Raw genomic sequence first — 23,931 nt, 5'->3', positions numbered from 1 at the left:
GTGGTATCGTTCGTCTTGGGTCAGTTGTGTGTAGCTCATGGCAATCTTTCTTGCAGGAAAGGCCGTATGCTACCGCATACTGACCTTTTTCTGTTATGGAAAGTTGCACTTCAAATGCGAATCCGCCGACCTTTTTGTATAGTGGATTAAATTTAAATCAGGACAAGGCAACGAAGCCGCAGACAGTAGAGATAGTACGGCAAGGCGAGGTAACGCCGTACTGGTTTAAAGTTAATCCACTATAGATGTGGATAAATGAGTTTGTTCACGAACTGATAGAAAACGAGACACCTGTTCTCCGTTACTCCTGCTTGCGCGGGCGTAACGGTCGGCTGGTATTTCTATTTTCATTCTCGAAGCAAATCTCAATCCTCTTTTTTCTCCAACGCGGCAAAGGTGGCCTTCATGGTTGGGTTTTTGCGCACCAGTTTTTTGACGGTCAGGTCGGTCGCTTTGTTGTTGGCAAGGCGCAGGTTGTTTTCCGAAGAGAGCAGGGCTTCTTTGGTTTTTTGCAGGTGGCTGATGGTTTTGTCGATTTCGTCGATGGCGGTTTGGAACTTGCGGCTGGCGAGTTCGTAATTGCGGGCGAAGTCGGTTTTGAACTTGTCCAAGTCTTCTTCAAAGTGCGTGATGTCGATGTTTTGCGCGCGCATTTGTGCCAATTCTTGTTTGTATTTCAATGAATTGAGCGCGGCGTTACGCAGCAGGGAGACGATGGGGATGAAGAACTGCGGGCGCACGACGTACATTTTCGGGTAGGCATAGGACACGTCGACGATGCCGTTGTTATAGAGTTCGCTGTCGGCTTCCAAAAGTGAGACGAGGACGGCGTATTCGCAGTTTTTTTCTTTGCGGTCTTTGTCCAACTCTTTGAAAAATTGTTCGTTTTTCTTTTTGGTGGCGGTTTCGTCGTTTTCGTTTTTCATCTCGAACATGATGGAGATGATTTCGTTGCCTTCTTCGTCGGTTTCGCGGTAGATGTAGTCGCCTTTACTGCCGGTTTTGGCGTCGTTGTCCTTGCCGAAGACGGCTTGGGGAAAGGCGGTGGTGCGGATGCGGTTGAATTCGGTTTCGCAGTGCTGCTCGAGACTTTCGCCTATCATTTTGGTGGACTGTCTGGCTTTGAAGTCTTTGTAGAAGGCGATGGTTTCGTCTTTTTGTTTGAGTTCAGCTTCGTATTTTTCGCGCAGGCTTTGTTTTTCCAACTGGTTTTCTTTGGATTGCAGCATGAGCTGCGTGTTCAGATTGCCCAATTCGCGTTCTTTTTCGGCAACGGCTTTGGTGATTTCCAGCTCTTTTTCCATGTTTTTCGCCGTTTCCAGCGATTTTGCCTGCGCTTTCAGTTCGGCAATCAATTTGTCCTGTTCGGCAATTTGCGCTTTCAGACGACCTTCGATTTCGGCGGTGGCAAGTTTGCTGTCTTTTTCGTAGGCGTTGATTTGGTTGGACAGGGCGGCGATTTCGTGGTTTTTGTCGGCCAGGATTTTGTCGAACTGATTTTGCGCCTGCGCTTGGGCAAGCTGCATGTCGCTTTGAAACTGCATCTGCGCCTGTTGCAGACGCTCATGGATTTCTGTTTGAAATTCTTGGGTGCGGACTTGGTTCAGGATGTCGGCGTAACTGGCTTCGTTGACGGTAAACGCGGTGTGGCAGTGCGGGCATTTGATTTCGTGCATGGCGGGTTTCCCTTGTATTTGAAGTGTGTGATTTTAGCAGAAAGGTCGTCTGAAAAAGTTTTAGCGAAACTTGCTGCGCTCGTTTTAGCGAAACCCTTACGGGTTTTCAGACGACCTCGTCGCTTTACATTCAATCGCAAGCTACGTTGCCGACATCAAGACTGAAATCGTGAAACTCGTTGAGCGTGCTGCGGTGGCCGATGCTGATGATGATGCTCTGCGGCAGTTTGCGTTTCAAAGCGCGGTAGAGCAGGGCTTCGGTCGGTTCGTCCAAAGCGGCGGTGGCTTCGTCGAGTAGGATGACTTTGGGCTGTGAAAGCAGGGCGCGGACGAAGGCGACGCGTTGCAGTTCGCCGGGGGAGAGTTTATGTTGCCAGTCGTCGGTTTTGTCCAATTTATCAATGAGATAACCTAAACGACAGGTGTTCATGGCTTCGGCTAGTTCGGGATGCTGTTTGTCGATGTCGGGATAACAAATCGCGTCGCGCAGGCTGCCTTGCGCCGTGTAGGGGCGTTGCGGCAGGAAGAGGATGTCTTGATGCGGCGGACGGCTGACTTTGCCGCTGCTGCCGAACGGCCAAAGCCCTGCCAGCGCGCGCAGCAGCGAGGTTTTGCCGCAACCGCTCGGACCGCGTATCAGCAGGGAATCGCCGCTTTTGAGGTTGACGTTGATGCCGCTCAACAGGATTTCGCCGTTGTGGCGGAACAGGGCGACGTTTTCCAGCGAGAGGTCGTCTGAAACTTCGGTAATGTCGGGTTGCTGCGCGCTGTGTTGTTCTTCCGTACTCAACAAGAATCCGTACAGACGCTCCAGTCGGGCGCGGTAGGCGGTGAATTTGTTGTAGAACATCCGAAAGAAGGAGAGGGCGTTTTGCAGTCGGGCGAAGGCTTGGACGGTCTGCTGGATGTCGCCGATTTTGATTTGCCCGGCAAACAGGCGCGGGGCTTGCAAAATAATGGGGAAGAGTTTGATTCCGTTGGTAAACATGTCGTTAAAGCCGCTCAAGCAGACGCTTTGGCGGGCGATGCGCCAACGGTTGCGGATGATGGCTTTGAAGCGGTCGGCAAGCTGGCCGTGTTCGTGTTGTTCGCCGCTGTAAAACGCCACGCTTTCGGCGTGGTCGCGCACGCGGATGAGGGAGTAACGGTAGTCGCCGTTGAGCTTTTCGTTTTCATAGTTGTAACGAATCAAAGGGTTGCCTATCCACATGGCGATAAAGGTCGCCAAAATCACAAACATATAGACAAACCAAACGATGCCGTGCGGAATGTCGAAGCCGAACACGGTCAGGATGCCCGCCAAGCCCCACAAAACAACGGCAAATTCCAGCGAGGTAACGACCGAATTGACCATGCCGCGCACAAATTCTATGGTCGATGCGATGAAATCCTGCGCGTCCTGCTGGATACGCTGGTCGATGTTGTCCGGTGTATGGCGGCGCATTTGCAGGCGGTAGTAGTTTTTGTCGGCAAGCCAGCGCGTTGTCAGCACTTCATTGAGCCGCTCCGACCATTTAATCGCCAAGCCTTGATCGAGAAAGTCGTTGACGACGTTGTTAAACGCCCTCACCAGCACCACGCCCGCGTTCATCGCTGCAAACATCCAAAACGCGGAGGCGTTTAAATCCTGCATCGAGTCGTAAAGCCCTTTGGACATGAAGGTACTCAATACATTCAGCCGCACTTCGGTCAGCAGCAGCGCAATCATCGCCGTAATCAGCAGCAAGACTTTGACCGCGCTTTTCGGCGTCAGACACAGCCGCAGGATATAGGCGAACTCGCGCCCGAAGCGCGTTTCGCGTGCCAAAAACAGAATCACCGCCGAGGCGGAGGCGACCATCAACAAGGTCTGTAACAGCCAAGACGGCGTGGAATAAAGCTCGGTTTGCCATTTTTGCATGTGCATTGTCTCTTGAGGCAGGCAGCGGGCAGGGGTCGTCTGAAACCCTGATTCTCCGCTTAATAAAATAATTTACAATTACTATGGATAAAGTTTTGATTGATGTTGTATTTTTGTTTTTACAAATAGTTATCATCACTTTTTATAGAAAAGCAGAATGTTATCAAATATAATTCCGCAGCAAAATTACTTTGTGATTTTTAACGCTTATTGCAATAAAAATAACCCACCTCAGAGACAGAAGGAATCTATGAACAGCAAATTAGCCCTGATGCCGCTTTTGATTATGAGCGCGTTTTCTTATGCCGCCGATGAAGCGACACCCGAAGCCCCTATGCAACAGCAGTTGCAGGAAGTCCATGTCCGCGCCGACGCCAAACGCGTCAAAGCCGCACGTTCCTACTCCATCGCCAGCGACGGCGACTTGCGCGACCGCGTGAACTTGGGCGTATTGGGCAAAGCCAACGCCTTTACCGCGCCGATTACCGTCGTCAACTACGACGAACAAGCCCTCAACAACACCGAAGCGCGTACTTTGGTGGATGCCGTAGCGAAAAAAGACGCTTCCGTTTGGCAGTTCGGCGGCGAAAGCAACACATTGACCGGCCTGTATTTCCGCGGTTATCAGCTTGATGCGCGCCAATTCAGCGTCAACGGTTTGGCGGGCATGTACGGCACGCAAGGCACAGCCAGCGTGCAAGTCGGCTCCGCGCAATTGATTAAAGGCGCGTCCACCGCCGTAAACGGCATGGACCCTGAAGGAGCGGTATCCGGTTCCGTCAATATCGAAACCAAAAAAGCCGCCGATGAAGGCAACCGCAAAATCGGCTTGGGCTGGTTCAGCAACAACCGCGCCCAAGGCACATTCGACTTGGGTCAACGTTTCGGCGAAAACAAAGAATTCGGCGTGCGTGCCAACGGCAAACTGCGCCACGGCGACACCCCGCGCCACGGTTACAGCGAAGACAATAAAGAATTTGCCTTAAATGCTGACTACCGCGGCGAAACACTGCGCGTGGCGTTCGACTCCATCTACGCCAAACGCAAAACCAACGGCGGCCGTGCACGTATGCAGGACATTCAAAACGCCAACGGACGCTTGTTTGCCGCACCTGAAGGCAAAGTGAATTTGGCGCCGAGCTGGCAGGCTCAAAACACGCGCGGTCAAACGAATATGCTGACCTTCGAATGGGATGCGTTTGAAAATGCCCAAATTACAGGCGGTATCGGCTACAACAATGCACGCTATTACGGTAGTTTCGCCTCTCCTACCGTTACGAGCAGCGGTTTGACCTACAATTCGGGTCGCGCGCGTTTGACCGACCAGCGTTTCAAAACGCTCAGTATGAATCTGACTGCACGCGGCGAATTTGAAACCGGTCCGGTAAGTCACAACTGGAGTACCGCATTTGACCGCATCGACCGTAAACGCACTACTTATCAAGGAGCACGTCAAACAAGAAGCAGCGTTATCGATCCGAGCCTTGATATTCCAACCCAATTGGCAAAATTGGATTCCAACTTAGGAACGGCTTGGAGTGCAAAGCCTTCAGTGGATACCGTGATCAAAGTGAACAGTTTGGCGGTATCTGACACGCTTGGTTTTGCCGACAACAAATACCGACTCACTTTGGGCGGGCGTTTCCAAGCCGTCGAGCAGAAAAACAAATTAAACGGCCGCAAAGCGGATGCGAACCGTTTCAGCCCGATGTTGATGGCAGCATGGGTTCCGCAGCCCGATTTGGTGGTTTACGGAAACTATATGGAAGATTTGGAGCCGTCCGACATCCGTACTGATGACGACGGTCATGTAACGATGGCAGATCCGCGCGTCAGCCGCCAATTTGAAGTCGGCGTACGCAAAAACTGGGGCGACTTTGTCACCACTTTAAACGCGTTCCAAATCAAACGCCCGGGCTACTGGCGCGGCAACACGACTTCAGGAACTGATTTCGCAGCGCGCAAAAATGCAGGCTTGGCTTATAGCGGTTCGGAGCAAGGCATAGAACGCAGCCGCGGTATCGAGTTCAATACCTATGCCAACTTGTTGAACAAAACCCTGCGTCCGACTTTCGGTCTGATGTATCTGCAATCAACCGTAAAAGATTATCCGAATTTCGCCGACAATTTGGTTAACGGCGTACAAGTCGCCAACCCGCGCGTGATTGCCAAAGCAGGCGTGGAATGGGATACACCGTTTGCCAAAGGCTTGACCTTGAACGGCAACGTTTCGTACTTCGGCAAGTCTTACCAAGATACGCAAAAACAATACGCCTTCCCATCCTATACCTTGGTTGACGTAGGCGCACGCTACAAAACCAAGCTGGGCAAAAACACCTTGACCGTCAGCAGCTCGGTAGAAAACCTGTTCAACAAAAACTACTGGCAGGTACAGCGCGGGCAATACGACCGCAGCTTCGCCGTCGTCGGCATGCCGCGTACTTACTGGCTGAAAGCGGAATTGGATTTCTAATATCCGAACAGACCAACCGGCAAAGACAAAGGTCGTCTGAAAATCCCCAATCAGGGTTTTCAGACGACCTTTTCTATTGTTTTCCAATATTTTTTGAAATGGGCAAGTGATATGACTTATCGTAGAACGATACCCCATTAATCACAACGCGGAGGCAATGGTTTGTATGGATATCACAAGCGTTGGCGGCTTCTTTGGAAAAATGTTGCCGAGCGTAGGATGTTATGGGAGTTGCTGTTTCCAATGCGCCAGCAGTTGCTTGAGGATTTCAGACTGCTCGTGACCATCATTGATGGCAGTTTCAAGCCAACGGCAGGCTAAGGCTGTGTTGCGGCGGACGCCTGTTCCGTGGAAATAGAGGCAGGCGAGGTTGTATTGCGCCATCGTGTCTTTTTGCTGTGCCGCCTGCGCGAACCATTTGGCGGCTTCGGTATAGTCGGTCTCCGTTCCATAACCGTTGTAGTACATCATGCCGAGATTGGTTTGCGCTTTGCTGTGCCCCAAATCTGCGGCCTGTTGATAGAGCGTTAACGCTTCGGTATGGTCGGGCGAGCGGTTCAGACCGTAATGGGCGGCAAAAGCCAACTGATAGAATTGCTCTGCCTGTTGGCGTTTCAACGCGTGTTCTTTGGCTTGGGGGTAGTTTTGCTTATTGTTCAGGGCAATGTCGGCGAGCAGTTTTTGGTGTGCGGCAAGATTGCCCAAATCAGCAGCAAGCTGATAGTAATGGCGCGCTTTGGAGGGTTCGGGAAGGATGCCCAGTCCGTAGCGATAGATATCGCCGAGCAACCGCAGCGCTTCGGGATGGTTGCGGCGGGCGGCTGCTTTGGCGTAGCGGCGTGCTTTATCCGTGTCTTTCGGAACATCTTTGCCCAACAGATGAATTTCTGCGAGCTTGGCGTAAGCATCGCTGCTGTTTTGTCTGGCGGCGGTTTCCAGCCAACGGATGGCTTTGTCGGGATGGGTCGGAAGCAGGATTTCCGCAAGGGCGACCTGTGCAGGCGCAATGTTGTCGCTTGCCGCGATGTAGAGGTGTTGGGCGGCTTGTTCAAGGTCAGGTGCTACGCCTTGTCCGAGCTTGTATTGCAACCCAAGCTGCCAATTCGCCGGCGTAAATCCTTGTTTGGCGGCGAGTTGGTAGAGCTGGTGTGATTGGGGATAGTCGGGTGGCGAAGTATATTGGCAATGCTGCCCCAAAAAATATAAGGCTTGAGGGTTTTGCTGGCGGGCGGCAAGTACGGCCCAATCGACGGCTTCTTCGTGCTGACCTGCGTCATGATAAGCGCGCATCAGTTTAAGCTGCGCTTCGATAATGCCTGCTTCTGCCAATTCTCGATAGGAGGGGAGCAGGGTATTGAGCGGCATACCTTGTGCTTCTTGGATTTGCAGGAGGTTGTAGCTGGCGTAGGGATGACCGTCACGCGCTGCTTGTTGCATCAGGCGTATGCCGGCTTCACGGTTGGCAGGTATGCCTTGCCCTTGTAACAGGCAGCCTGCAAGATGGAATTCTGCTTCCGTATGACCTTCGTTTGCTGCTTTTTGCAACAGTGGAACTGCGGCGGCAAAATCGGGCGGAATTTGGGTCATGAATGAGTGAGCTTCCCGAAATAGTGTATCTGCGGTTGTTGTATTCATTTTATTGTATATATTTTGAATTTTATAAAACGGACGCTGTAAGTGTTTGTTTGAAAGTCGCGGTATTTTACCAGAAATTACCTGATTATTCATTCCGTTGTAATAAATTTTGTCGGGCAAATGCCTTAATATGAATGCCGCCGGGCATTCTGTGCAAACCGGCGGCATTTTGTTGTCGTTTTATTTTTTCAACATCCTTGCTGCTTCGACGGCGTAATAGGTCAGGATGCCGTCGGCGCCGGCGCGTTTGAAGGCGAGCAGGCTTTCGAGTATGACTTTTTCGCCGTCCAGCCAGCCGTTTTGAATGGCGGCTTGAAGCATGGCGTATTCGCCGGAAACCTGGTAGGCGTAGGTCGGTACGCCGAACTCGTCTTTGACGCGGCGGACAACGTCAAGATAGGGCAGGCCTGGTTTGACCATCACCATATCCGCGCCTTCCTGAATGTCGAGGGCGACTTCATGCAAGGCTTCGTCGGTATTGGCAGGATCCATTTGGTAGGTTTTCTTGTCGGCTTTGCCTAAGTTGCCGGAACTGCCGACCGCATCGCGGAACGGGCCGTAAAATGCGGAAGCGTATTTGGCGGAATACGCCATGATGCGGGTGTGGATGTGTCCCGCGTCTTCTAGGGCTTCGCGGATGGCGAGGATGCGGCCGTCCATCATGTCAGACGGGGCGACGACTTGTGCACCAGCGTCGGCATGGCACAAGGCTTGTTTCACCAAAACTTCTATGGTTTCGTCATTGAGGACGTAGCCGTTTGCATCGGTCAGCCCGTCTTGCCCGTGGATGGTGTAGGGGTCGAGTGCGACGTCGGTCATGATGCCCAGTTCGGGGAATTTTTCGCGCAGGGTGCGTACGACGGTAGGAACGAGTCCTTCGGGGTTGTAGGCTTCTTCTGCCAATTCGGTTTTATTTTGGGTAACAACGGGGAAGAGTGCCAACATGGGTATGCCGAGCTTGAGGGCTTCTTCGGCGGTGAACAATAATTTGTCCAGACTTTGCCGTTTCACGCCGGGCATGGAAGGGACGGCTTCTTCTTGGTTGCTGCCTTCGAGTACGAAGACGGGGTAAATCAAATCGTCTGCGGTCAGGGTATGCTCGCGCATCAGGCGGCGGGAGAAGTCGTCTTTGCGCATTCGGCGCATACGGGTGGCGGAAACGTAACGCGGTGGGAAGTTCATAATCGTCCTTTGTCCTTCTGGAAACAGCTAAATCGGCAGGAGAAATGTTTTCAGACGACCTCTTTGCAAGCAGGGGTCGTCTGAAAATGGGTTTGCGACAGTTTACGCCGTTTTGGGGGATTACTCAAAATTTGCTCAGAGTGCCGAAAAATCAGTCTTTTACTTTTCTGATGGCTTTGACCGTTTTGGAAATCGAGTCGATTTTGTCGGGTTTGGGCATATTGCGCTCTTCTTCACGCAAGCCTTGGGCATCCAGCGGCTCGATATTTTTCATGGCTTCGCGGTAGGCGGCAGGGCTGAGTTTTTCTTGGGTGATGCGCCATACTTTGCGTCCGCCGGTGCGCGTTTCCGATGCGGTCCACAAGCCGATTTTGTGGTAATAGAGCAAAACACTTTCGGCAAGGGTTTTCATGTCGGTATTGGGTCTGCCGCTGCCGATGCTGCGGCCGATACGGTTGTTGCGTTGGTCAACTGCCTGATCCGCGAGATAACGGCTGAAATAGTTGATTTTCCCTTCGCGGATTTTGATGTCGGCAAGGTAGGCATTACCTGCTTCTTCGGCGATTACGTTGTCGAATTGGGAGGTAATGGCAGCTTGCCACAATGTTTGGCGCACTGCATTGACCTGCGTGCCTTTGCCATCTCCGTTGGCTGTGTCGTCTAAGCCGCTGCGGTAGGCAAAACGCGTGGCATTGCTGCTGATATTGAATGAGCCTGTGTCTTCCATACCGATGGCTTGCGCCGCTACGGGGTGATTGAGGGCGAATTGGGTGATTTTGCTGCGCCGGGTTTGATCTTCTTCAAAGGTTGTCTGACAGCCAGAGAGCAAGACGGAAGCAAGTAGGATGTATTTAATATGTGTTTTAAGTTTCTGAGCCATAATATGAGTCGTGATAAAAATATTATTTTATTGATAATATACTGATTATATAACATATAATTACATATTGTAGCAAAATATTCTTCAGGCGGGCGCTTTATTGTATCAGCGGTCTCTTGCGTTAGGGCAAAAGGTCGTCTGAAACCGGCTTATGACGAGGCGGTTTCAGACGACCTTTTCGTGTGTATTTCTGATTCAACTTTGATGGGAAAAGTTTTCTGCGGCTAATGGTTCTCTCCCCAGTAAAGCTGCAAAATCAGAATAATCGGCGCACGAACCTTGCTCGAGTAGGGCAAAACTGTTGCGGCTGATGATGCCGTTGCTGAGGATGTTTACCAACGGCAGCGCAGGGTCAAGCAGGCGTAGGGGAATAGGCAGGATATGTTGCGGCGGTTTGTGGTGCAGGGTTTGGCGGAGGGTGGTCAGGTATTCCGCCAAAGTCAGTGTTTGGCTGCCGGTCATATTGATGATGCTATGGTCGGTGCCGGTTTGGACGGCAAGTTTTGCCAAACCTTCGGCAACATCGGCTAGATGGACGGGCTGCAAATGAAAGCGGCCGCCTTCCGGCAGGGGAAGTAAAGGGAGGCGGGCTAATTTGATGAACAGTTCGCAGCTGGTTCCCCCTCGCCCGTAAACGACGGATGGTCTGGCTATGGCAATCGGGATGCCGCTTTGGACGACGGCATCATCCCCACGTCCTTTACTGCCGACAAAGTTGATGGATTGAGATGGGTCGGCACCCAGTGCGGATAGTTGCACCCAGCGTGTTACGCCTGCTGCTTTTGCCCATGCAGCGAGCTGTCTGGGTGTGTGGTGGTGTACGGTTTCGAGTATTTCGGCATGACGGCTCATGATGCCTATGCAGTTGATGAGGACGTCTTGCCCCTCTAATAAACGGCGTGCGGCGGTTTCGTCGGGATGAAGAAAATCGAAGGCGCGGCGGTCGGGCGTACAAACTTGGTGACCTTGTTCTTTGAGGATTTGAGCGGTACGGCTGCCGATGAAGCCGCTGCCTCCGAAAATGATGATGTTCATGGTTTTTCTTTATGGTGTTGCTGAGGTCGTCTGAAAATCTTTAAATCGGTTTCATCACCATCAGGAAGTAAATCACGATAGTGGCGCAAAAGGCGGGATAGCCCAGTAATTCCCAGCGTCTGGCGTAACGCCAATAGGGTTCCGGAATGGTGTCTGCGTTTTCTTTATGCGCTTTTTCGGCAATCTTTGCCATGCGGATTTGCAGCCAGACAACGGGCAGCCAGCAAATACCCGAAAGAACGTATAAGCCAAGCGTCATCCATATCCAATCTTGTTCTAACATCGTCGACACGGTATAGCCGCGTTCGTACAGCATCCATAAGCCGGACAAAGGTTGGAAAATGACGGCAGGGGTTGTAAACCACCAGTCTGCTTTGATGACCCAATGCGATACGACCGACTGCGCGGCAACCGAACCGCTGCGGTTTGCCCAAAAGAGGTAAAACGCCGTACCAAAGCCGGTGCCGACCATTAAGGTAGCCGAGATGATGTGCAGGGTTTTAACGATTAAATAAGTGTTCATTTTTTATCTCCTACGGATTGATACAGGAAAAATAAAGTAGCCATAATCGGCAGGTTTTTTACCAAAGGCGCAAACGGATGCGCCCACATTTCGGGTAGTCTGAAGGCAATGATCAGGCTGTATGCCGCGACGGTTATCAATTGCAGCAGCCATATTGCTGAACGGGAGCGAAAGCGGCTGAAGCATAAATAGGCAAAACCGATGTCCAGTAGCGAAGCGGCGATCAATGTCGGCCATTGCAACGGATTGGGGAGACCGACCGAATGCAGCAAATCCAATGACATTTCAGGCATGAAAAACAGAGGTTGGGTACCGCTCCATAGCCATAGCAGCCCCATCGAGTAAGGCAGGTAGGCAGGGGGAGAGTGCGTAGCATTGTCAGACATATTGCTTTCCTAATTTCATTTCAGGTTGTTTATATAATTAGTCTGTAATTTCTAAAATTTCTGTCAAAAGAGAAATATAAGGGTAAAAAAAATTAGGCAGGTTTTTGAATATCATCTTCCCCCGGAGGATTGGGCAAGCTCAAAACGCCAACAATCAAAGAATAAGTACCGCCTATTACCATGCCGGCTAGGAGGCTGGTGACAAAATCTGCACCAAACAGTAAAAGATACAGGCAACCGCATAATGATCCGGTTATGATGGCCCGTATAAGGCCGCGTAAGTCTCTATATGTAGACGTCAAACTTAAGATCAAACCGCAAATTAGGGCTGGTACGGTAAAGAATAAAGCATAGTAACCGATACTAAACGCAAAAAATATCGTAGATGCAGTATAAGCGATGATGACTCTGCCTCTCGGATAGTTGAAATAATCTTCTGTTGAATGCGACATAACACACCTATGATTGCGTAAGAGAAACCGGGTTGGGTATATTATAGTGGATTAACTTTAAACCAGTACGGCGTTGCCTCGCCTTGCCGTACTATCTGTACTGTCTGCGGCTTCGTCGCCTTGTCCTGATTTAAAGTTAATCCACTATAAAAACCCATTTAATTGGCATCATCGGAAAAATTTTTGTATTCCGGCGCCTATTTTTAAAATTTTCACCATGGTTGAAGTAGAAAGCTTCAACATTTCATTTGCCCACGTGGTAAGCGTACTGATGAAATCATGGGTTTGTCGGATTCGCTGCTTGGCGGTTTCGTTTTCCTGACTAAATTCAGGGCTGTCGATCAGGCTTTGCAAAAATTGCCGCGTCGGTTCGATTTCACGCTGCATACGCATTTCTGCGATGGTGCGGAACAAAGTCCAGACGTCGTCTGAAGTTTCAAAATGATCGCGTCTGTCGCCCAAAATATGCACGGTATGCACCAGTCTCAGGTTTTGCAGCTCTTTGATGCTGTTGCTGACATTGGAGCGCGCTACGCCGAGCGTTTCGGTGATTTCTTCGGCATTCATCGGTCTGCCTAAAATGTAGAGCAGGGCGTGGATTTGCGCAACGGTACGGTTGACGCCCCATTTGGTGCCCATTTCGCCCCAGTGGAGGATGAATTTTTCAGTGGTCGGATTCAGTTTCATAGTGAGGGTATTTTATTTTTGTCTTTTATTTCTGTCAATACAGAAATAAAAGATTTTTTGAAAATAGCAAAAAACAGGCGAACTGGATATTGCCCGCTATTCAGTCCGCCTGTTTGGAAAGACAGATTATTTTTTTGACTGTTGTTTGTAGTATTCCAGCAGTTGCTTCGCTTGCAGCAAAGGCAGTCCGAAATGCTCGTTGATGTTTTTGAGGTCTGTTTTTTCTTTTCCGGTCAGATTTTGCTTAAGCCATTTCAGATTGTCCGGATTGTTTTTGATTTTTTCGAAATACGCCTGTTTGTGCTTCCAATTTCGCGACCACACCAGCAGCATGGTGAAAATACATAGAACGATTAAGAAAATATTCGTGAAAGCCATCATGTCCATCGTAGTCTCAGCTTGCTTGGCAGTATGGGGATTATAAGTGAATCAAGTGTTTACGGGTATATTGAAGAACGAGGACGGCATTGGTTTCGGGGCAAGTTTTGATGGGACAGTCTATTTCCAGATGTCGGTTTGTCATCTCAATATAGTTTTTGCCGTAGCAAAAATCTGTTTTGTGAATAGGGCCGTCTGAATTTGGAAAACAAGATGATTGGGTGTTTGGCGTTCGGATTTCTGTTTGCGCCGTACAGTTAAATCATTAATAAAATAATGTGTTGTGTTAAAATCATGCTGAGTTGCTAATATGGGTTTGAAAGTATATCGCGTTATTGGTAAACCATTTGAGAATGCGGTTCCATACTTTCAGACGACCCCAAGATACCGAATTTAAAATAGCTATGTCCGTCAACCATTACGAAAATTTCCCCGTCGGTTCGCTCGTTATGCCGCGCCGCCTGCGCAAACCTACTCATGCCGTTTACGCTTTTGCGCGCACTGCGGACGACCTCGCCGATGAAGGCAGTGCAAAAGCCGATGAACGCTTGCGCGCTTTGGACGAACTCAAATCCGAACTCGACCGCATACAGCGTGGCGAAACGCCGCTGACCCCGCTAATGCAACGTTTGCAACGCGAAGCCATCGCTCCCTTCAAACTGCCGCTGCAGCCGTTTTACGATCTTTTGTCCGCATTCAGTCAGGATGTTGTCAAAACCCGTTATCAGGATTTTGGCGACCTGATTGATTACTGCCGCCGTTCCGCTAATCCAATCGGACGCATTATGCTGCACCTTTACGGACAAACCGACGAAGTCAGCATCGCCCAAAGCGACGGCATCTGCACCGCGTTACAACTTATCAACTTTTGGCAGGACGTTGCCGTCGATTGGCAGAAAGGTCGCGTCTATATCCCGCAGGACGACTTGGAAAAATTCAAAGTAAGCGAAGCGCAAATTGCCGAAGGCAAGGCGGATTTTGCGTTCCAAAGACTGATGGCGTATGAATGCAACCGCGCGTTCCAAATGCTTAAAGGCGGCTCACCCTTGGGTAAAACGCTGAAAGGCCGTTTGGGATTTGAATTGCGGATGATTATTGTCGGCGGACAACTGATTTTGCAGAAACTGGACGGCAGCAAATACGATGTATTCACGCAACGCCCTGTTTTGGATAAAAAAGATTGGTTGATTATTCTGAAACGGGCATTCTTGAAGAAATAAAGCGACCGGCGCAAGAGGTCGTCTGAAAAGCAGCTTGAAGGCTTCAAGGCTGTTTTCAGACGACCTTTTTCATGACTGCCCGCTGTACCCCGAAGATTGATATCAAGACCAACGCAAATCCCAACAGCGATTTTGCGTTCATGCCTTGCCCGAGGAACAGCCAGCCCAAGACAAATGCCGAGACAGGGCTGAGCAATCCCAGCGACGAAACCGCAGCAGGCGAAAGTTTCGCAATTCCTCTGAAAAACAGCACATAAGCCAACACCGCGCCAAACAGGCACAAATACAGATAGCCGCCGATATTGGCGGGGCTTAAAGATTCGAGCCGCGGTTCGGCAAGCAGGGCGACGGGCAGTAAAAACAAGCCGCCGATGAAAAGCTGCCAGCCTGTGAACGCCAACACGGGTAGCGAAGTGCGGCGGTGTTTCGACAAATACACGCCCAACGCCATCGCCGCCGCGCCCGCCAATGCCGCCAAAATCCCCGTCCCGTCATAGCGCGCCTGCGGCGACAAAACCAAAAGTGCAATCCCCACAACGCCTGCCGCCGACCAAGCCCAAGCCGCTTTCGGCGGCATGGTTTTGCCGATTAACCAAGTGAACACCAGCACCATCAGCGTCTGCGTCGAACTCAATACCGCCGCCAGTCCGCCCGGTAAGCGATACGCCGCCACAAACAACATGGCCTGAAAAAAGCCGATGTTCAAAAAACCGAGCAAGACAACGGTTGCCCATTCATCGCGTTTGGGTATGCGCCGCGTCCACGCCAACAGCAAAAGCCCGGCGGGCAACACGCGTATCAGTGCAGCGGTAAATGGGCGATCAGGCGGCAAGAATTCGGTGGTCACGAGATAGGTGCTGCCCCAAATCAGCGGGGCGAGCGCGGTGGTCAGGATGGTGGCGGTACGGCTAGGCATTTTGATTCTCGTAGGAATGCAGCTTTTTCAGATTGACTATACAGTAGATCGTCTGAAAAAAGGGAATGGGGTGTGATGGGGCAATAGCAGCCTGCACTTTGGTTTTGAATGTGCAGACTGCTTTTTATATTTTAGGTAGCCCCTGTTGTTGTTTGATCGATTTCAGATTGTCTTGCCAGACTAAACCAGCCCTGCCTTCTCCAATCCCATCAGGCCGTCCATGCTGCCTGCCGGGGTGGCAAAAGCCACGTTCAGGCGGTTCCAAACGTTGATGGTGTTGATGACGTGGGTCAATGCCACCAGTTCTTCTTCATCAAAATGGGCGCGTACCGCTGCGTAGTCTGCATCGCAGACTCCCTGTTCGGAGATGCGGGTCAGGTTTTCCGCCCATTGCAGCGCGGCCCGTTCTTTTTCGGTAAACAGGGTTGATTCGTGCCAAACGGCCAAATGATGCAGGCGCAGTTCGCGCTCGCCGTGCAGCTTGGCTTCTTTAACGTGCATATCGACACAAAAAATGCAGCCGTTGATTTGCGAAACACGCAGTTTCACTAAATCTTTCAGGGTACTATCCAGCGTGAGGCTGGCTTCCAAGGCCAGCAGTGCCTTATAGGTATTAAGAGCATATTGGGAATAGTGCAAGCGCATAAGTCCTCCAAATAAATGAATAAGCGGGTGGGAAATTTGGCCTATCGGAAACCTTCTCTTCTTCATTCAAGTGCAGGCTGCCATCGGTCAAAACTCTTAATTTTGCCAACTGGTGAATGTCTGTGTTGCTGATTTTCAGGTGTTTATTCAATCCAATCAACCACATCGTCTATTGCCTGCCGCGTTTTGGCGCGCTTGGGTTCGCCTGCGCGATAGCCAAACGCCGCCATGACGCTGACGCGGTATTCGTCAAGATTGATTAAACCTTTTTCCGACAGCAGTTTTTCCACATTTTCTTTTTGAAAGCCTTCCATCGGCGTGGAATCCACACCAATCAACGCGGCAGCGGTCATCATATTCGCCAAAGCGATATAGGTTTGCTTGGCTGCCCAGTCGTTAAATGCGCGCGGATTATCGGCAATGGCAAAATCGGTTTCGGCAAACTGTTTGAAAAATTTTTGCATCATCCCAATAGTTTCAGACGGCATTCCATGCGCGCCGCCCCAGATTTTTTCTTGATAATCCGCCTGCATGGCAGCCTGTGTGCGTGCCAACAAAATCACAAAATGGCTGCAATCCATAATTTTTTCCGCCGCGCCCCATGCAATGCCGCGCAACTCTTCGCGCAGAGTACGGTTTTGTATCACCAAAAACCGCCAAGGTTCCAGCCCGAACGAACTGGGCGACAGGCGCGCAGTTTCCAGAATATAGGCGAAATCATCGGCAGGGATTTTCTTCGCCGTATCATAACTTTTGCAGGCGTGGCGGAAACGGAAGGCGTTTAAAACAGCTTGTTTATCGGTAAACATGGTTTTTCCTGTAAATTTATCTTGAATTCAAACTAAATATAAATAGAGATTAGTTTGAAGTCAAGATAAAATAGTGGGAATTTAAAAACTGAAAGAAAAACATGACCGAACACGCCGATGCTCCTGTCCGCGCCGTTGCCCAATGGAAGCAGGAACTGCCTGAATTGGCCGCCGAAAATATGCTGTTAATCGGCCGTCTGAAACGCGCCGCTGCCGTCATCGCACGCGAATTGGAAAAAGTTTATGGAGAATACGGTTTAACCGAAGGCTCGTTTGATGTGCTGGCCACTTTGCGCCGCAGTGGCGCGCCTTATACGCTGACACCGACCGAGCTGTTTTCAGCGCTGATGGTAACGTCCGGCACCATGACCACGCGCCTGAAAAATCTGGAAAACCAAGGCTTAATCGACCGCCTGCCCAATCCGGACGACGCGCGAAGTATGCTGGTACGCCTGACCGACAAAGGCAAAGAATTGATTGAACAAGCCGTGTTTCCGCATGTGGAAAACGAAAAACGGTTGATGGAAAAATTAGATTTAAAAACTAAAACATCGCTTGAACACGGTCTGGAGAAATGGCTGGAGGTTTTGGAGGGAAGTAGGTAAAAGGTCGTCTGAAAACGCGACACGCCGTTTTCAGACGACCTTAGTTTATTGTACAGACTTTTTCTTCTCCAGCCGCTTCAATTGCTTGGCGGCATATTTGTTGCCTGCCTCGGAGGCACGGCGGTAGTAGCGGGCGGCTTTTTTCAGACGACCTGCATCTTCATAGAGGATACCGAGGTTGGATAATGCGATGATGCTGCCCGCGCGGGCGGCGAGTTTGTACCATTTTTTCGCCTGTTTTTTGCTGCGGCGCACACCGTTGCCCCTGTCGTAGAGGACGCCTATGTTGTTGCAGGCGGTTTCATCCGCTTGTAAGGCGGCGCGGGCGTACCATTTGTAGGCTTTGGCATAGCTTCGGGGCAGACCGAGACCTTTATCGTACAGGTAACCGAGGGCGCGTTGGGCTTCGGCGCAACCCGCTTTGGCTGCTTTGCGGTAGAGCTGGCAGGCTGTCTTAATGTCTTTTTTGCCGCCGAGGCCGCGCTCGTTCAGCCAGCCGAGGCGGTAGGCTGCATAGGCTATATCGGGGTTTGTAATACTGTGTTGCTTAAAGGCACGTGTATACCATTTGCGGGCGCGGCGGTAGTCGGGCTTTTCTGCAAATTCGTACAGGCGGCCGAGGGATTCCTTTGCTTTGGGATGACCGAGTTTGGCGGCACGGCGGTAATATTTTTCGGCTTTGGTGAGGTTTGGCTTGGCACCTTCGCCGTATTGGTGGGCATTGCCGAGACCGAACCAGCCGTCGGGACAGCCTTTTTTGGCGAGTTTGCGGTAGGCGGCGTAGGCTTCGTCAGAACAGACATAATTGAGGCATTCGAGCAGGGCGGCGCGGTAGAGAGATTTAGGATTCATGGTTTCTGCCTTTCTGGTGGTTTCAGATGACCCCTGTGTGGAACCGTTTACAAAATGAATTTGGCGTGCAGTCCGCTTTTTGAATGGCTTTTCGGAAGTTTCACCGCCAGCGGTTGGGCGTGCTGCGGTTGATGCGTATGGGTGGTCGGTAAGGTTTTGATTTTTGTGTTTTTGATTTTCAGACGACCTTTGGGGTCGTCTGAAAACTTGTTGGAACAGGTTTGAACAGATGATAAACCAAGCGGCGGTCTGACAACGTGGAACGATGGTGCGGGTAGTGTAACAGGCTGCTTTTTTGTTTTCATTACATTATGGCAGTTATACAACATTTCTTCATAAAAAACACAGTTTGATTGTAACGTTTCAAACATTTCCCCTATAATCCGCCTGTTTTCAATTTTCACATGCAAAGAAAGGAGCAGCCATGACACGCAACACTTCAATCCGCTCAATCACATTCTTTGCAGCCCAAGCGTCGGCCTGATTTTCGGACAACGCGTTCCCGCATTTCCCATATCGCCCGCTTCGGGCTGCTTTCCCATCAATCGGACAGAGGTCGTCTGAAAACGTCAGACGGCAGTCGGTATATTTTCAAGCCGCGTATCTTTTTTAAGCCGTCGGTTTGGACTCGTTTTGCCCTCTGTCCGTGTTAAAGAAAGCATACACATGGGCAATTATCAAAATCCCCATCATATTCACATCATCGCTGATTCAGAAACCTGGATTGAAGGCAACGCCGTCGCTCAACTCGAAACCACCGCCAAGCTGCCGCACATGTTGTGCGTAGCCGGTATGCCTGATTTGCACGCGGGGCGCGGTTATCCCGTCGGCGCAGCGTTTTTCAGCGAACACCATTTTTATCCCGCGCTCATCGGCAACGACATCGGTTGCGGCATGGCGTTTTGGCAAACCGATTTGTCCGCCGCCAAGCTTAAACCCGCCAAACTCGCCAAGCAGCTTGGCAACATCGATACGCCTTTGAGCCAAGACGAACAAGAAGCCTTACTCGGAGAAGCCGCATCCGATTATCCGTTTTCAGACGACCTCGCTGTCGGCACCATTGGCGGCGGCAATCATTTTGCCGAATTGCAAACCGTCGAAACCGTTTACCGCGACGATTTGCTTCCCGTCGCCTTTGATGCAGACCGTTTGCAATTGTTGGTACACAGCGGTTCGCGCGGACTGGGTCAGCAAATTTTGCGACGCCACATCGAAGCCTACGGCCATCGAGGTTTGGCGGAAGGCAGCGAGGCTGCGGCGGACTATCTTGCCGAACATCAGGCAGCACTTGAGTTTGCCCGTTTAAACCGTCGTCTGATTGCCGCCAGAATGCTCGACCGCTGGCGTACGGAAGGCGAATGCCTGCTCGACGTGCATCACAATTTCCTCGAGCAAACCGAAATCGCGGGACAAACCGGCTGGCTGCACCGAAAAGGTGCAACGCCCGCCGATAAAGGTCTGGTCATGATACCCGGCTCGCGCGGCGATTACAGCTATCTGGTTCTGCCGACCCAAGATTGCCAAATTTCGCTGAACACGTTGGCACACGGCGCAGGACGGAAATGGCAGCGCGGCGAATGCAAAGGCCGCCTGTCACACAAATATTCCGCCGACAGCCTGCGCCAAACCGCATTCGGCAGCGTGGTCGTTTGTCAGGATAAGGCTTTAATTTTTGAAGAAGCTCCGCAGGCTTATAAAAACATAGACAGCGTCATTTCAGCCATGAAAAGCGCAGGTCTGATTGAATTGGTCGCTCGGTTCAAACCCGTTTTGACTTACAAAACTAGCGGCGGATGTGGAGAATAAATATGAAGCAAAATATGCAAACAATTTATCTGCAAATTTCCACCGCGCAAGGGCCTGCGGAATGCCGCATCTTTGCCCGTTTCGTATTGGGCAGGCTGCTTGCCGAGGCGAAGGCGGAAGGTATCAGGGCGGAAATCATCTCCGAAACTGCCGATAAACACGGCATTATGTCGGCGGTGCTTAAATTGGACGGCAAACCTGCTGAAACTCTGGCGCAGCGTTGGCAAGGTTCGCTCCAATGGATATGCGCCAGCCCCGTCCGCCCAAAGCATCCGCGTAAAAACTGGTATATCGGCGTTTTCCGCATGCCTGATATGCCTGAAATGCCGTCTGAAAGCGAGATTGAGTTTCAAACCTGCCGTTCGGGCGGCAAAGGCGGGCAGCACGTCAATAAAACTGAAAGTGCTGTGCGTGCTACTCATAAAGCAAGCGGTATTTCCGTGCGCGTTGAGAGCGAACGCAGTCAACATGCCAACAAAAAATTGGCTTTGACCCTGCTGGCACAAAAGTTGGCGGAACATCATGCCGGACAGACCGACGATTACGCCCGCGCGCAACACAGCCAGCTTTATCAGGTGGAGCGCGGCAATCCAAAACGGACGTTCGTCGGAATAGAGTTTAAGCAGAAGTCGGATTCTAAACGTTGAGTTGAGACAGCCGCTTTGGTAATGTAGCAATCTTCCGTATTTTTAATATGCGGGAAAAGGTCGTCTGAAAATGCAGATTTGCGTTTTCAGGCGACCTTTTGTTGTCTATGAATATCCGGTCAATAAGAATCCGGGATGTGTTTGAAATACAGCATGACCAGATACCAAAATAGCGTCGCTGCGGCTGCGGCTGCGCCAAGCAGCACCCATGCGCTGATTTTGGCGACATCACGCAGGGCGCGTTTTTGCTTGCGGCTGAAGAGGCGGTTGATAATCAGCGCGGCAAGTGCGAAAAAGAAAAAAATACGGAAAAGTCTGCCTATCATGTCGGGGAGCGGGGGAGGTCGTCTGAAAAAGTATGGTTCGGGCACGGCGGCATGGGGACGGATGTTTGAGCGCGTCAGGCTGCTTGTCCGACCGTGTCAAAAAGTCATGCCGTTTGCTATATAATAACGCTTTTCGCCGCATTTGTTGGAACAGGATATGAGTCAAAATGCCTCGGTGGGCATTGTAACGCCCCAAAAAATTCCGTTTGAGATGCCGCTGGTTTTGGAAAACGGTAAAACTTTGCCTCGTTTCGATCTGATGATTGAAACCTACGGCGAGCTGAATGCCGAAAAAAACAATGCGGTTTTAATCTGCCATGCGCTGTCGGGCAACCATCATGTTGCGGGCAGGCATTCGGCGGAGGATAAATACACAGGCTGGTGGGACAATATGGTCGGACCCGGCAAACCGATTGATACGGAACGTTTTTTCGTGGTTGGTTTGAACAATCTGGGCGGCTGCGACGGCAGCAGCGGGCCTTTGTCGATCAATCCTGAAACGGGCAGGGAATACGGCGCGGATTTTCCGGTAGTTACGGTGAAGGACTGGGTAAAATCCCAAGCCGCGCTTGCCGACTATCTCGGCATCGAACAATGGGCGGCGGTTGTCGGCGGCAGCTTGGGCGGCATGCAGGCTTTGCAGTGGACGATTTCCTATCCGGAGCGCGTGCGCCATGCCTTAGTGATTGCGTCTGCGCCGAAACTCTCGACGCAAAATATCGCGTTTAATGATGTAGCGCGTCAGGCGATTTTGACCGATCCCGATTTCAACGAAGGACATTACCGCAGCCACAATACCGTTCCCGCACGGGGCTTGCGGATTGCCCGCATGATGGGACACATTACTTATCTTGCCGAAGACGGTTTGGGTAAAAAATTCGGGCGCGATTTGCGTTCAAACGGTTATCAATACGGCTTTGGTGTTGAATTTGAAGTGGAATCCTATCTGCGCTATCAGGGCGACAAATTCGTCGGACGGTTCGACGCCAACACTTACCTGCTCATGACCAAGGCTTTGGACTATTTCGATCCGGCAGCGGATTTCGGCGACAGTCTGACCCGCGCCCTGCAAAATGTGAAAGCGAAATTTTTTGTCGCCAGCTTCAGCACCGACTGGCGTTTCTCGCCTGCGCGTTCCAAAGAGTTGGTTAAAGCGCTGATTGCCGCTCACAAGCCGGTACAGTATATCGAAGTAAAATCCAACCACGGCCATGACGCCTTTTTGATGGAAGACGAAGCCTATATGCGCGCCGTAGCGACTTATATGAACAATGTGGATAAGGATTGCCGATCATGAACTTGCGCGACGATTTGCAGTTGATTTACGACTGGATTCCCGAAGGCAGCCGCGTCTTAGACTTGGGCTGCGGCGACGGCGAATTGCTGGCGGCTTTGGTGGAACACAAAAAATGCAGCGGCTACGGCATCGAAATCGACACCGACAGCGTCATCGCCGCCATGTCGCGCGGCGTGAACGTCATTCAAGCCGATTTGGAGCAAGGTTTGGCAGAATTTGGCGACCAGACCTTTGACGTTATCGTCCTGAGCCAAACCATCCAAGCCATGCAGAATACCGAAAAAATCCTGCGCTGCCTTATGCGCGTGGCGAAACAGGCGATTGTCAGCTTCCCGAATTTCGGCTACTGGCGCAACCGTTTCCAAATCGCCATCGGCGGCCATATGCCGGTCTCCGAACGCATGCCCTACCATTGGTACGACACGCCGAATATCCACTGGTGTACGCTCAAAGATTTTGATTTATTGTGTGCCAAAAACAAAATCCGCGTCCTCGAGCGCGCGGTCATGACAGGTAACAAACAGGTCAAACATTTCCCTAACCTTCTGGGCAGCTTGGCGTTTTACCGCGTCGGCTAAGATAGCTTGAGAACCTTGTTGGCAATAACAAGGTTCTTTGGTTCTATTAATAATAGGTCGTCTGAAAAATGAAATGACAGATTTTCAGACGACCTCATTATATTGAAAACAATATCATGAAAAACGAAACGTCATCACTTCTCTTATGGCTTACCGCAATCATGCTAACTGCGTGTTCTCCGAGCAAAGAAGATAAAAACAAAGAAGTCGGCGCATCCGCCGCTTCGTTCCCAGCTTCTTCCCAAAACGATTTGACTCCAACGGTGTCCAACTCCAATAGCGTCAACACAGTGGAGAACGTACCTTCTTCAAATTGCACCAACCTGCATCAGATTGGCGGCATTGATGATTTTGTCCGTCAGGTTGCCGAGAATATCGATTCCAGTTGTTTGTTTGAACGTAGCCCTAAAGAACTGACGGCGATTTGGGGTATTTCCGGCGGAGATGATCCTTTGGGGCAGGCAGTGTTTCCTGATATTGATGCGAATGACCCTGAAAACGTTAATAAAGTGATAGAAGCTATTGATCAGATGACAAAAGGAGAGCGGAGCTATGATCAGCAGGCGGTAGAATCGCTGACGCAAAAAGTAGAGACACTCAGACATCGAGATACGTTGGTTTTATCAACAGGCAAACAGACAAGCCAAGGCTCGGATCAGCCGCTGAGGATAACGCGCAATTTCGGCATAGAAGCAACGCCGGAATATCTTAAGAAACATGGCGGCGGGTTTGGCGGGAGTTTTCAAAACATCAGCCAGCTGCCCGAATATTTGAAAGCGCGCGGGAAGATTTTTGAAGCGCAAAGGGTATTCCGCCTTTTCAACCGCGACCGCAGCCCTGATAAGCCTTATCTGGAAATTGTGTTTGACGAAAGCGGGAAAATCGTTTTGATTACCGTCTATGAAAATGTCTCCAATCCAGCAAGCGGGATTCATTTGATGTAATGGGTTTGGAGCACAAACGGAGAGGGTGGGAATCTATAGTGGATTAACTTTAAACCAGTACGGCGTTGCCTCGCCTTGC

Annotated in this window: 25 protein-coding genes; 8 read left to right on the top strand and 17 right to left on the bottom strand. The window is 50.8% G+C overall.

Features of this window, described 5'->3' with window-relative positions; all coding sequences use genetic code 11:
• Positions 1-365: 365 nt before the first annotated feature.
• Complete coding sequence (locus tag AAG834_RS06475; protein ID WP_342031627.1) at positions 366-1,676, bottom strand: DUF2130 domain-containing protein; 1,311 nt, start codon at positions 1,674-1,676, stop codon at positions 366-368.
• 130 nt (positions 1,677-1,806) lie between these two features.
• Entirely contained in the window at positions 1,807-3,576 is a 1,770-nt protein-coding gene (locus AAG834_RS06470; protein ID WP_342031626.1) for an ABC transporter ATP-binding protein/permease, read from the bottom strand.
• A 250-nt stretch (positions 3,577-3,826) separates the two neighbouring features.
• Here AAG834_RS06470 and AAG834_RS06465 point away from each other — a divergent pair, with 250 nt between their 5' ends.
• Positions 3,827-6,049 carry a TonB-dependent receptor gene (locus AAG834_RS06465; RefSeq protein ID WP_342031625.1) on the top strand — a complete coding sequence of 741 codons (2,223 nt, stop codon included), beginning with the start codon at positions 3,827-3,829 and terminating at the stop codon, positions 6,047-6,049.
• A 222-nt stretch (positions 6,050-6,271) separates the two neighbouring features.
• On the opposite strand, the gene AAG834_RS06460 is transcribed toward AAG834_RS06465, so the two are convergent.
• From AAG834_RS06460 to AAG834_RS06420, 9 genes are all read right to left on the bottom strand, one after another.
• Entirely contained in the window at positions 6,272-7,684 is a 1,413-nt protein-coding gene (locus AAG834_RS06460; RefSeq protein ID WP_342031624.1) for a tetratricopeptide repeat protein, read from the bottom strand.
• Between the two features lie 180 nt (positions 7,685-7,864).
• Entirely contained in the window at positions 7,865-8,866 is a 1,002-nt protein-coding gene (gene hemB / locus AAG834_RS06455) for a porphobilinogen synthase (protein WP_342031623.1), read from the bottom strand.
• Between the two features lie 151 nt (positions 8,867-9,017).
• Positions 9,018-9,746, bottom strand: coding sequence for a hypothetical protein (locus AAG834_RS06450; RefSeq protein ID WP_070513551.1), 729 nt, complete (start codon positions 9,744-9,746; stop codon positions 9,018-9,020).
• Positions 9,747-9,941: 195 nt separating this feature from the next.
• The gene (locus AAG834_RS06445) at positions 9,942-10,781 is read right to left on the bottom strand and encodes an NAD-dependent epimerase/dehydratase family protein (protein WP_342031622.1); all 840 of its coding nucleotides are present in this window, start codon (positions 10,779-10,781) and stop codon (positions 9,942-9,944) included.
• A gap of 40 nt (positions 10,782-10,821) precedes the next feature.
• Positions 10,822-11,304: a DUF2269 family protein gene (locus tag AAG834_RS06440; RefSeq protein ID WP_070513557.1), complete on the bottom strand. Its 483-nt coding sequence runs from the start codon at positions 11,302-11,304 to the stop codon at positions 10,822-10,824.
• Positions 11,301-11,690 (bottom strand): DoxX-like family protein, encoded by a 390-nt coding sequence (locus tag AAG834_RS06435; protein ID WP_342031621.1) that lies wholly within the window; start codon positions 11,688-11,690, stop codon positions 11,301-11,303. Before AAG834_RS06435 ends, AAG834_RS06440 begins: the two co-directional genes overlap by 4 nt.
• 92 nt (positions 11,691-11,782) lie before the next feature.
• On the bottom strand, positions 11,783-12,142 hold the full coding sequence (locus tag AAG834_RS06430) for a hypothetical protein (RefSeq protein ID WP_342031620.1): 360 nt from the start codon (positions 12,140-12,142) through the stop codon (positions 11,783-11,785).
• 168 nt (positions 12,143-12,310) lie between these two features.
• Positions 12,311-12,829, bottom strand: coding sequence for a GbsR/MarR family transcriptional regulator (locus AAG834_RS06425; protein WP_039409892.1), 519 nt, complete (start codon positions 12,827-12,829; stop codon positions 12,311-12,313).
• 126 nt (positions 12,830-12,955) lie between these two features.
• Positions 12,956-13,216 (bottom strand): hypothetical protein, encoded by a 261-nt coding sequence (locus AAG834_RS06420; protein ID WP_342031619.1) that lies wholly within the window; start codon positions 13,214-13,216, stop codon positions 12,956-12,958.
• Positions 13,217-13,611: 395 nt separating this feature from the next.
• Between AAG834_RS06420 and hpnC the strand changes: the two genes are divergently transcribed.
• A complete protein-coding gene (gene hpnC / locus AAG834_RS06415; protein WP_049230468.1) occupies positions 13,612-14,427 on the top strand; it encodes a squalene synthase HpnC in 816 nt (271 codons plus the stop codon).
• 55 nt (positions 14,428-14,482) lie between these two features.
• On the opposite strand, the gene AAG834_RS06410 is transcribed toward hpnC, so the two are convergent.
• From AAG834_RS06410 to AAG834_RS06400, 3 genes are all read right to left on the bottom strand, one after another.
• Positions 14,483-15,343 (bottom strand): EamA family transporter, encoded by an 861-nt coding sequence (locus AAG834_RS06410; protein WP_342031618.1) that lies wholly within the window; start codon positions 15,341-15,343, stop codon positions 14,483-14,485.
• Positions 15,344-15,523: 180 nt separating this feature from the next.
• Positions 15,524-15,988, bottom strand: a complete 465-nt coding sequence (locus AAG834_RS06405) for a carboxymuconolactone decarboxylase family protein (RefSeq protein ID WP_342031617.1) — start codon at positions 15,986-15,988, stop codon at positions 15,524-15,526.
• Between the two features lie 143 nt (positions 15,989-16,131).
• The gene (locus tag AAG834_RS06400) at positions 16,132-16,797 is read right to left on the bottom strand and encodes an NAD(P)H-dependent oxidoreductase (RefSeq protein WP_342031616.1); all 666 of its coding nucleotides are present in this window, start codon (positions 16,795-16,797) and stop codon (positions 16,132-16,134) included.
• A gap of 101 nt (positions 16,798-16,898) precedes the next feature.
• Here AAG834_RS06400 and AAG834_RS06395 point away from each other — a divergent pair, with 101 nt between their 5' ends.
• The gene (locus AAG834_RS06395; RefSeq protein ID WP_342031615.1) at positions 16,899-17,402 is read left to right on the top strand and encodes a MarR family winged helix-turn-helix transcriptional regulator; all 504 of its coding nucleotides are present in this window, start codon (positions 16,899-16,901) and stop codon (positions 17,400-17,402) included.
• A gap of 45 nt (positions 17,403-17,447) precedes the next feature.
• On the opposite strand, the gene AAG834_RS06390 is transcribed toward AAG834_RS06395, so the two are convergent.
• Together AAG834_RS06390 and AAG834_RS06385 are read right to left on the bottom strand one after the other, a co-directional pair.
• Positions 17,448-18,254, bottom strand: a complete 807-nt coding sequence (locus AAG834_RS06390; protein ID WP_342031614.1) for a tetratricopeptide repeat protein — start codon at positions 18,252-18,254, stop codon at positions 17,448-17,450.
• A gap of 47 nt (positions 18,255-18,301) precedes the next feature.
• A complete protein-coding gene (locus AAG834_RS06385) occupies positions 18,302-18,559 on the bottom strand; it encodes a hypothetical protein (RefSeq protein ID WP_342031613.1) in 258 nt (85 codons plus the stop codon).
• A gap of 361 nt (positions 18,560-18,920) precedes the next feature.
• Here AAG834_RS06385 and AAG834_RS06380 point away from each other — a divergent pair, with 361 nt between their 5' ends.
• Positions 18,921-20,060, top strand: a complete 1,140-nt coding sequence (locus AAG834_RS06380) for an RNA ligase RtcB family protein (RefSeq protein ID WP_342031612.1) — start codon at positions 18,921-18,923, stop codon at positions 20,058-20,060.
• 14 nt (positions 20,061-20,074) lie between these two features.
• Positions 20,075-20,707 carry a peptide chain release factor H gene (prfH, locus tag AAG834_RS06375; RefSeq protein ID WP_342031611.1) on the top strand — a complete coding sequence of 211 codons (633 nt, stop codon included), beginning with the start codon at positions 20,075-20,077 and terminating at the stop codon, positions 20,705-20,707.
• Positions 20,708-20,826: 119 nt separating this feature from the next.
• On the opposite strand, the gene AAG834_RS06370 is transcribed toward prfH, so the two are convergent.
• Positions 20,827-21,033, bottom strand: coding sequence for a protein MIGRI (locus AAG834_RS06370; protein WP_342031629.1), 207 nt, complete (start codon positions 21,031-21,033; stop codon positions 20,827-20,829).
• 157 nt (positions 21,034-21,190) lie between these two features.
• On the opposite strand from AAG834_RS06370, the gene metX reads away from it, so the two are divergent.
• The 3 genes from metX (at position 21,191) to AAG834_RS06355 (ending at position 23,852) form a co-directional block, all read left to right on the top strand.
• Positions 21,191-22,330 carry a homoserine O-succinyltransferase MetX gene (metX, locus tag AAG834_RS06365; RefSeq protein WP_070513598.1) on the top strand — a complete coding sequence of 380 codons (1,140 nt, stop codon included), beginning with the start codon at positions 21,191-21,193 and terminating at the stop codon, positions 22,328-22,330.
• Positions 22,327-22,908: a methionine biosynthesis protein MetW gene (gene metW / locus AAG834_RS06360; RefSeq protein ID WP_003743445.1), complete on the top strand. Its 582-nt coding sequence runs from the start codon at positions 22,327-22,329 to the stop codon at positions 22,906-22,908. Before metX ends, metW begins: the two co-directional genes overlap by 4 nt.
• A 116-nt stretch (positions 22,909-23,024) precedes the next feature.
• Entirely contained in the window at positions 23,025-23,852 is an 828-nt protein-coding gene (locus tag AAG834_RS06355) for an NMB0938 family lipoprotein (RefSeq protein ID WP_070513601.1), read from the top strand.
• Positions 23,853-23,931: the final 79 nt, after the last annotated feature.

This window comes from Neisseria sp. Marseille-Q2251, assembly GCF_940793045.1.
Lineage (GTDB): Bacteria > Pseudomonadota > Gammaproteobacteria > Burkholderiales > Neisseriaceae > Neisseria.
This window is presented reverse-complemented; position numbering and strand designations above follow the sequence as displayed.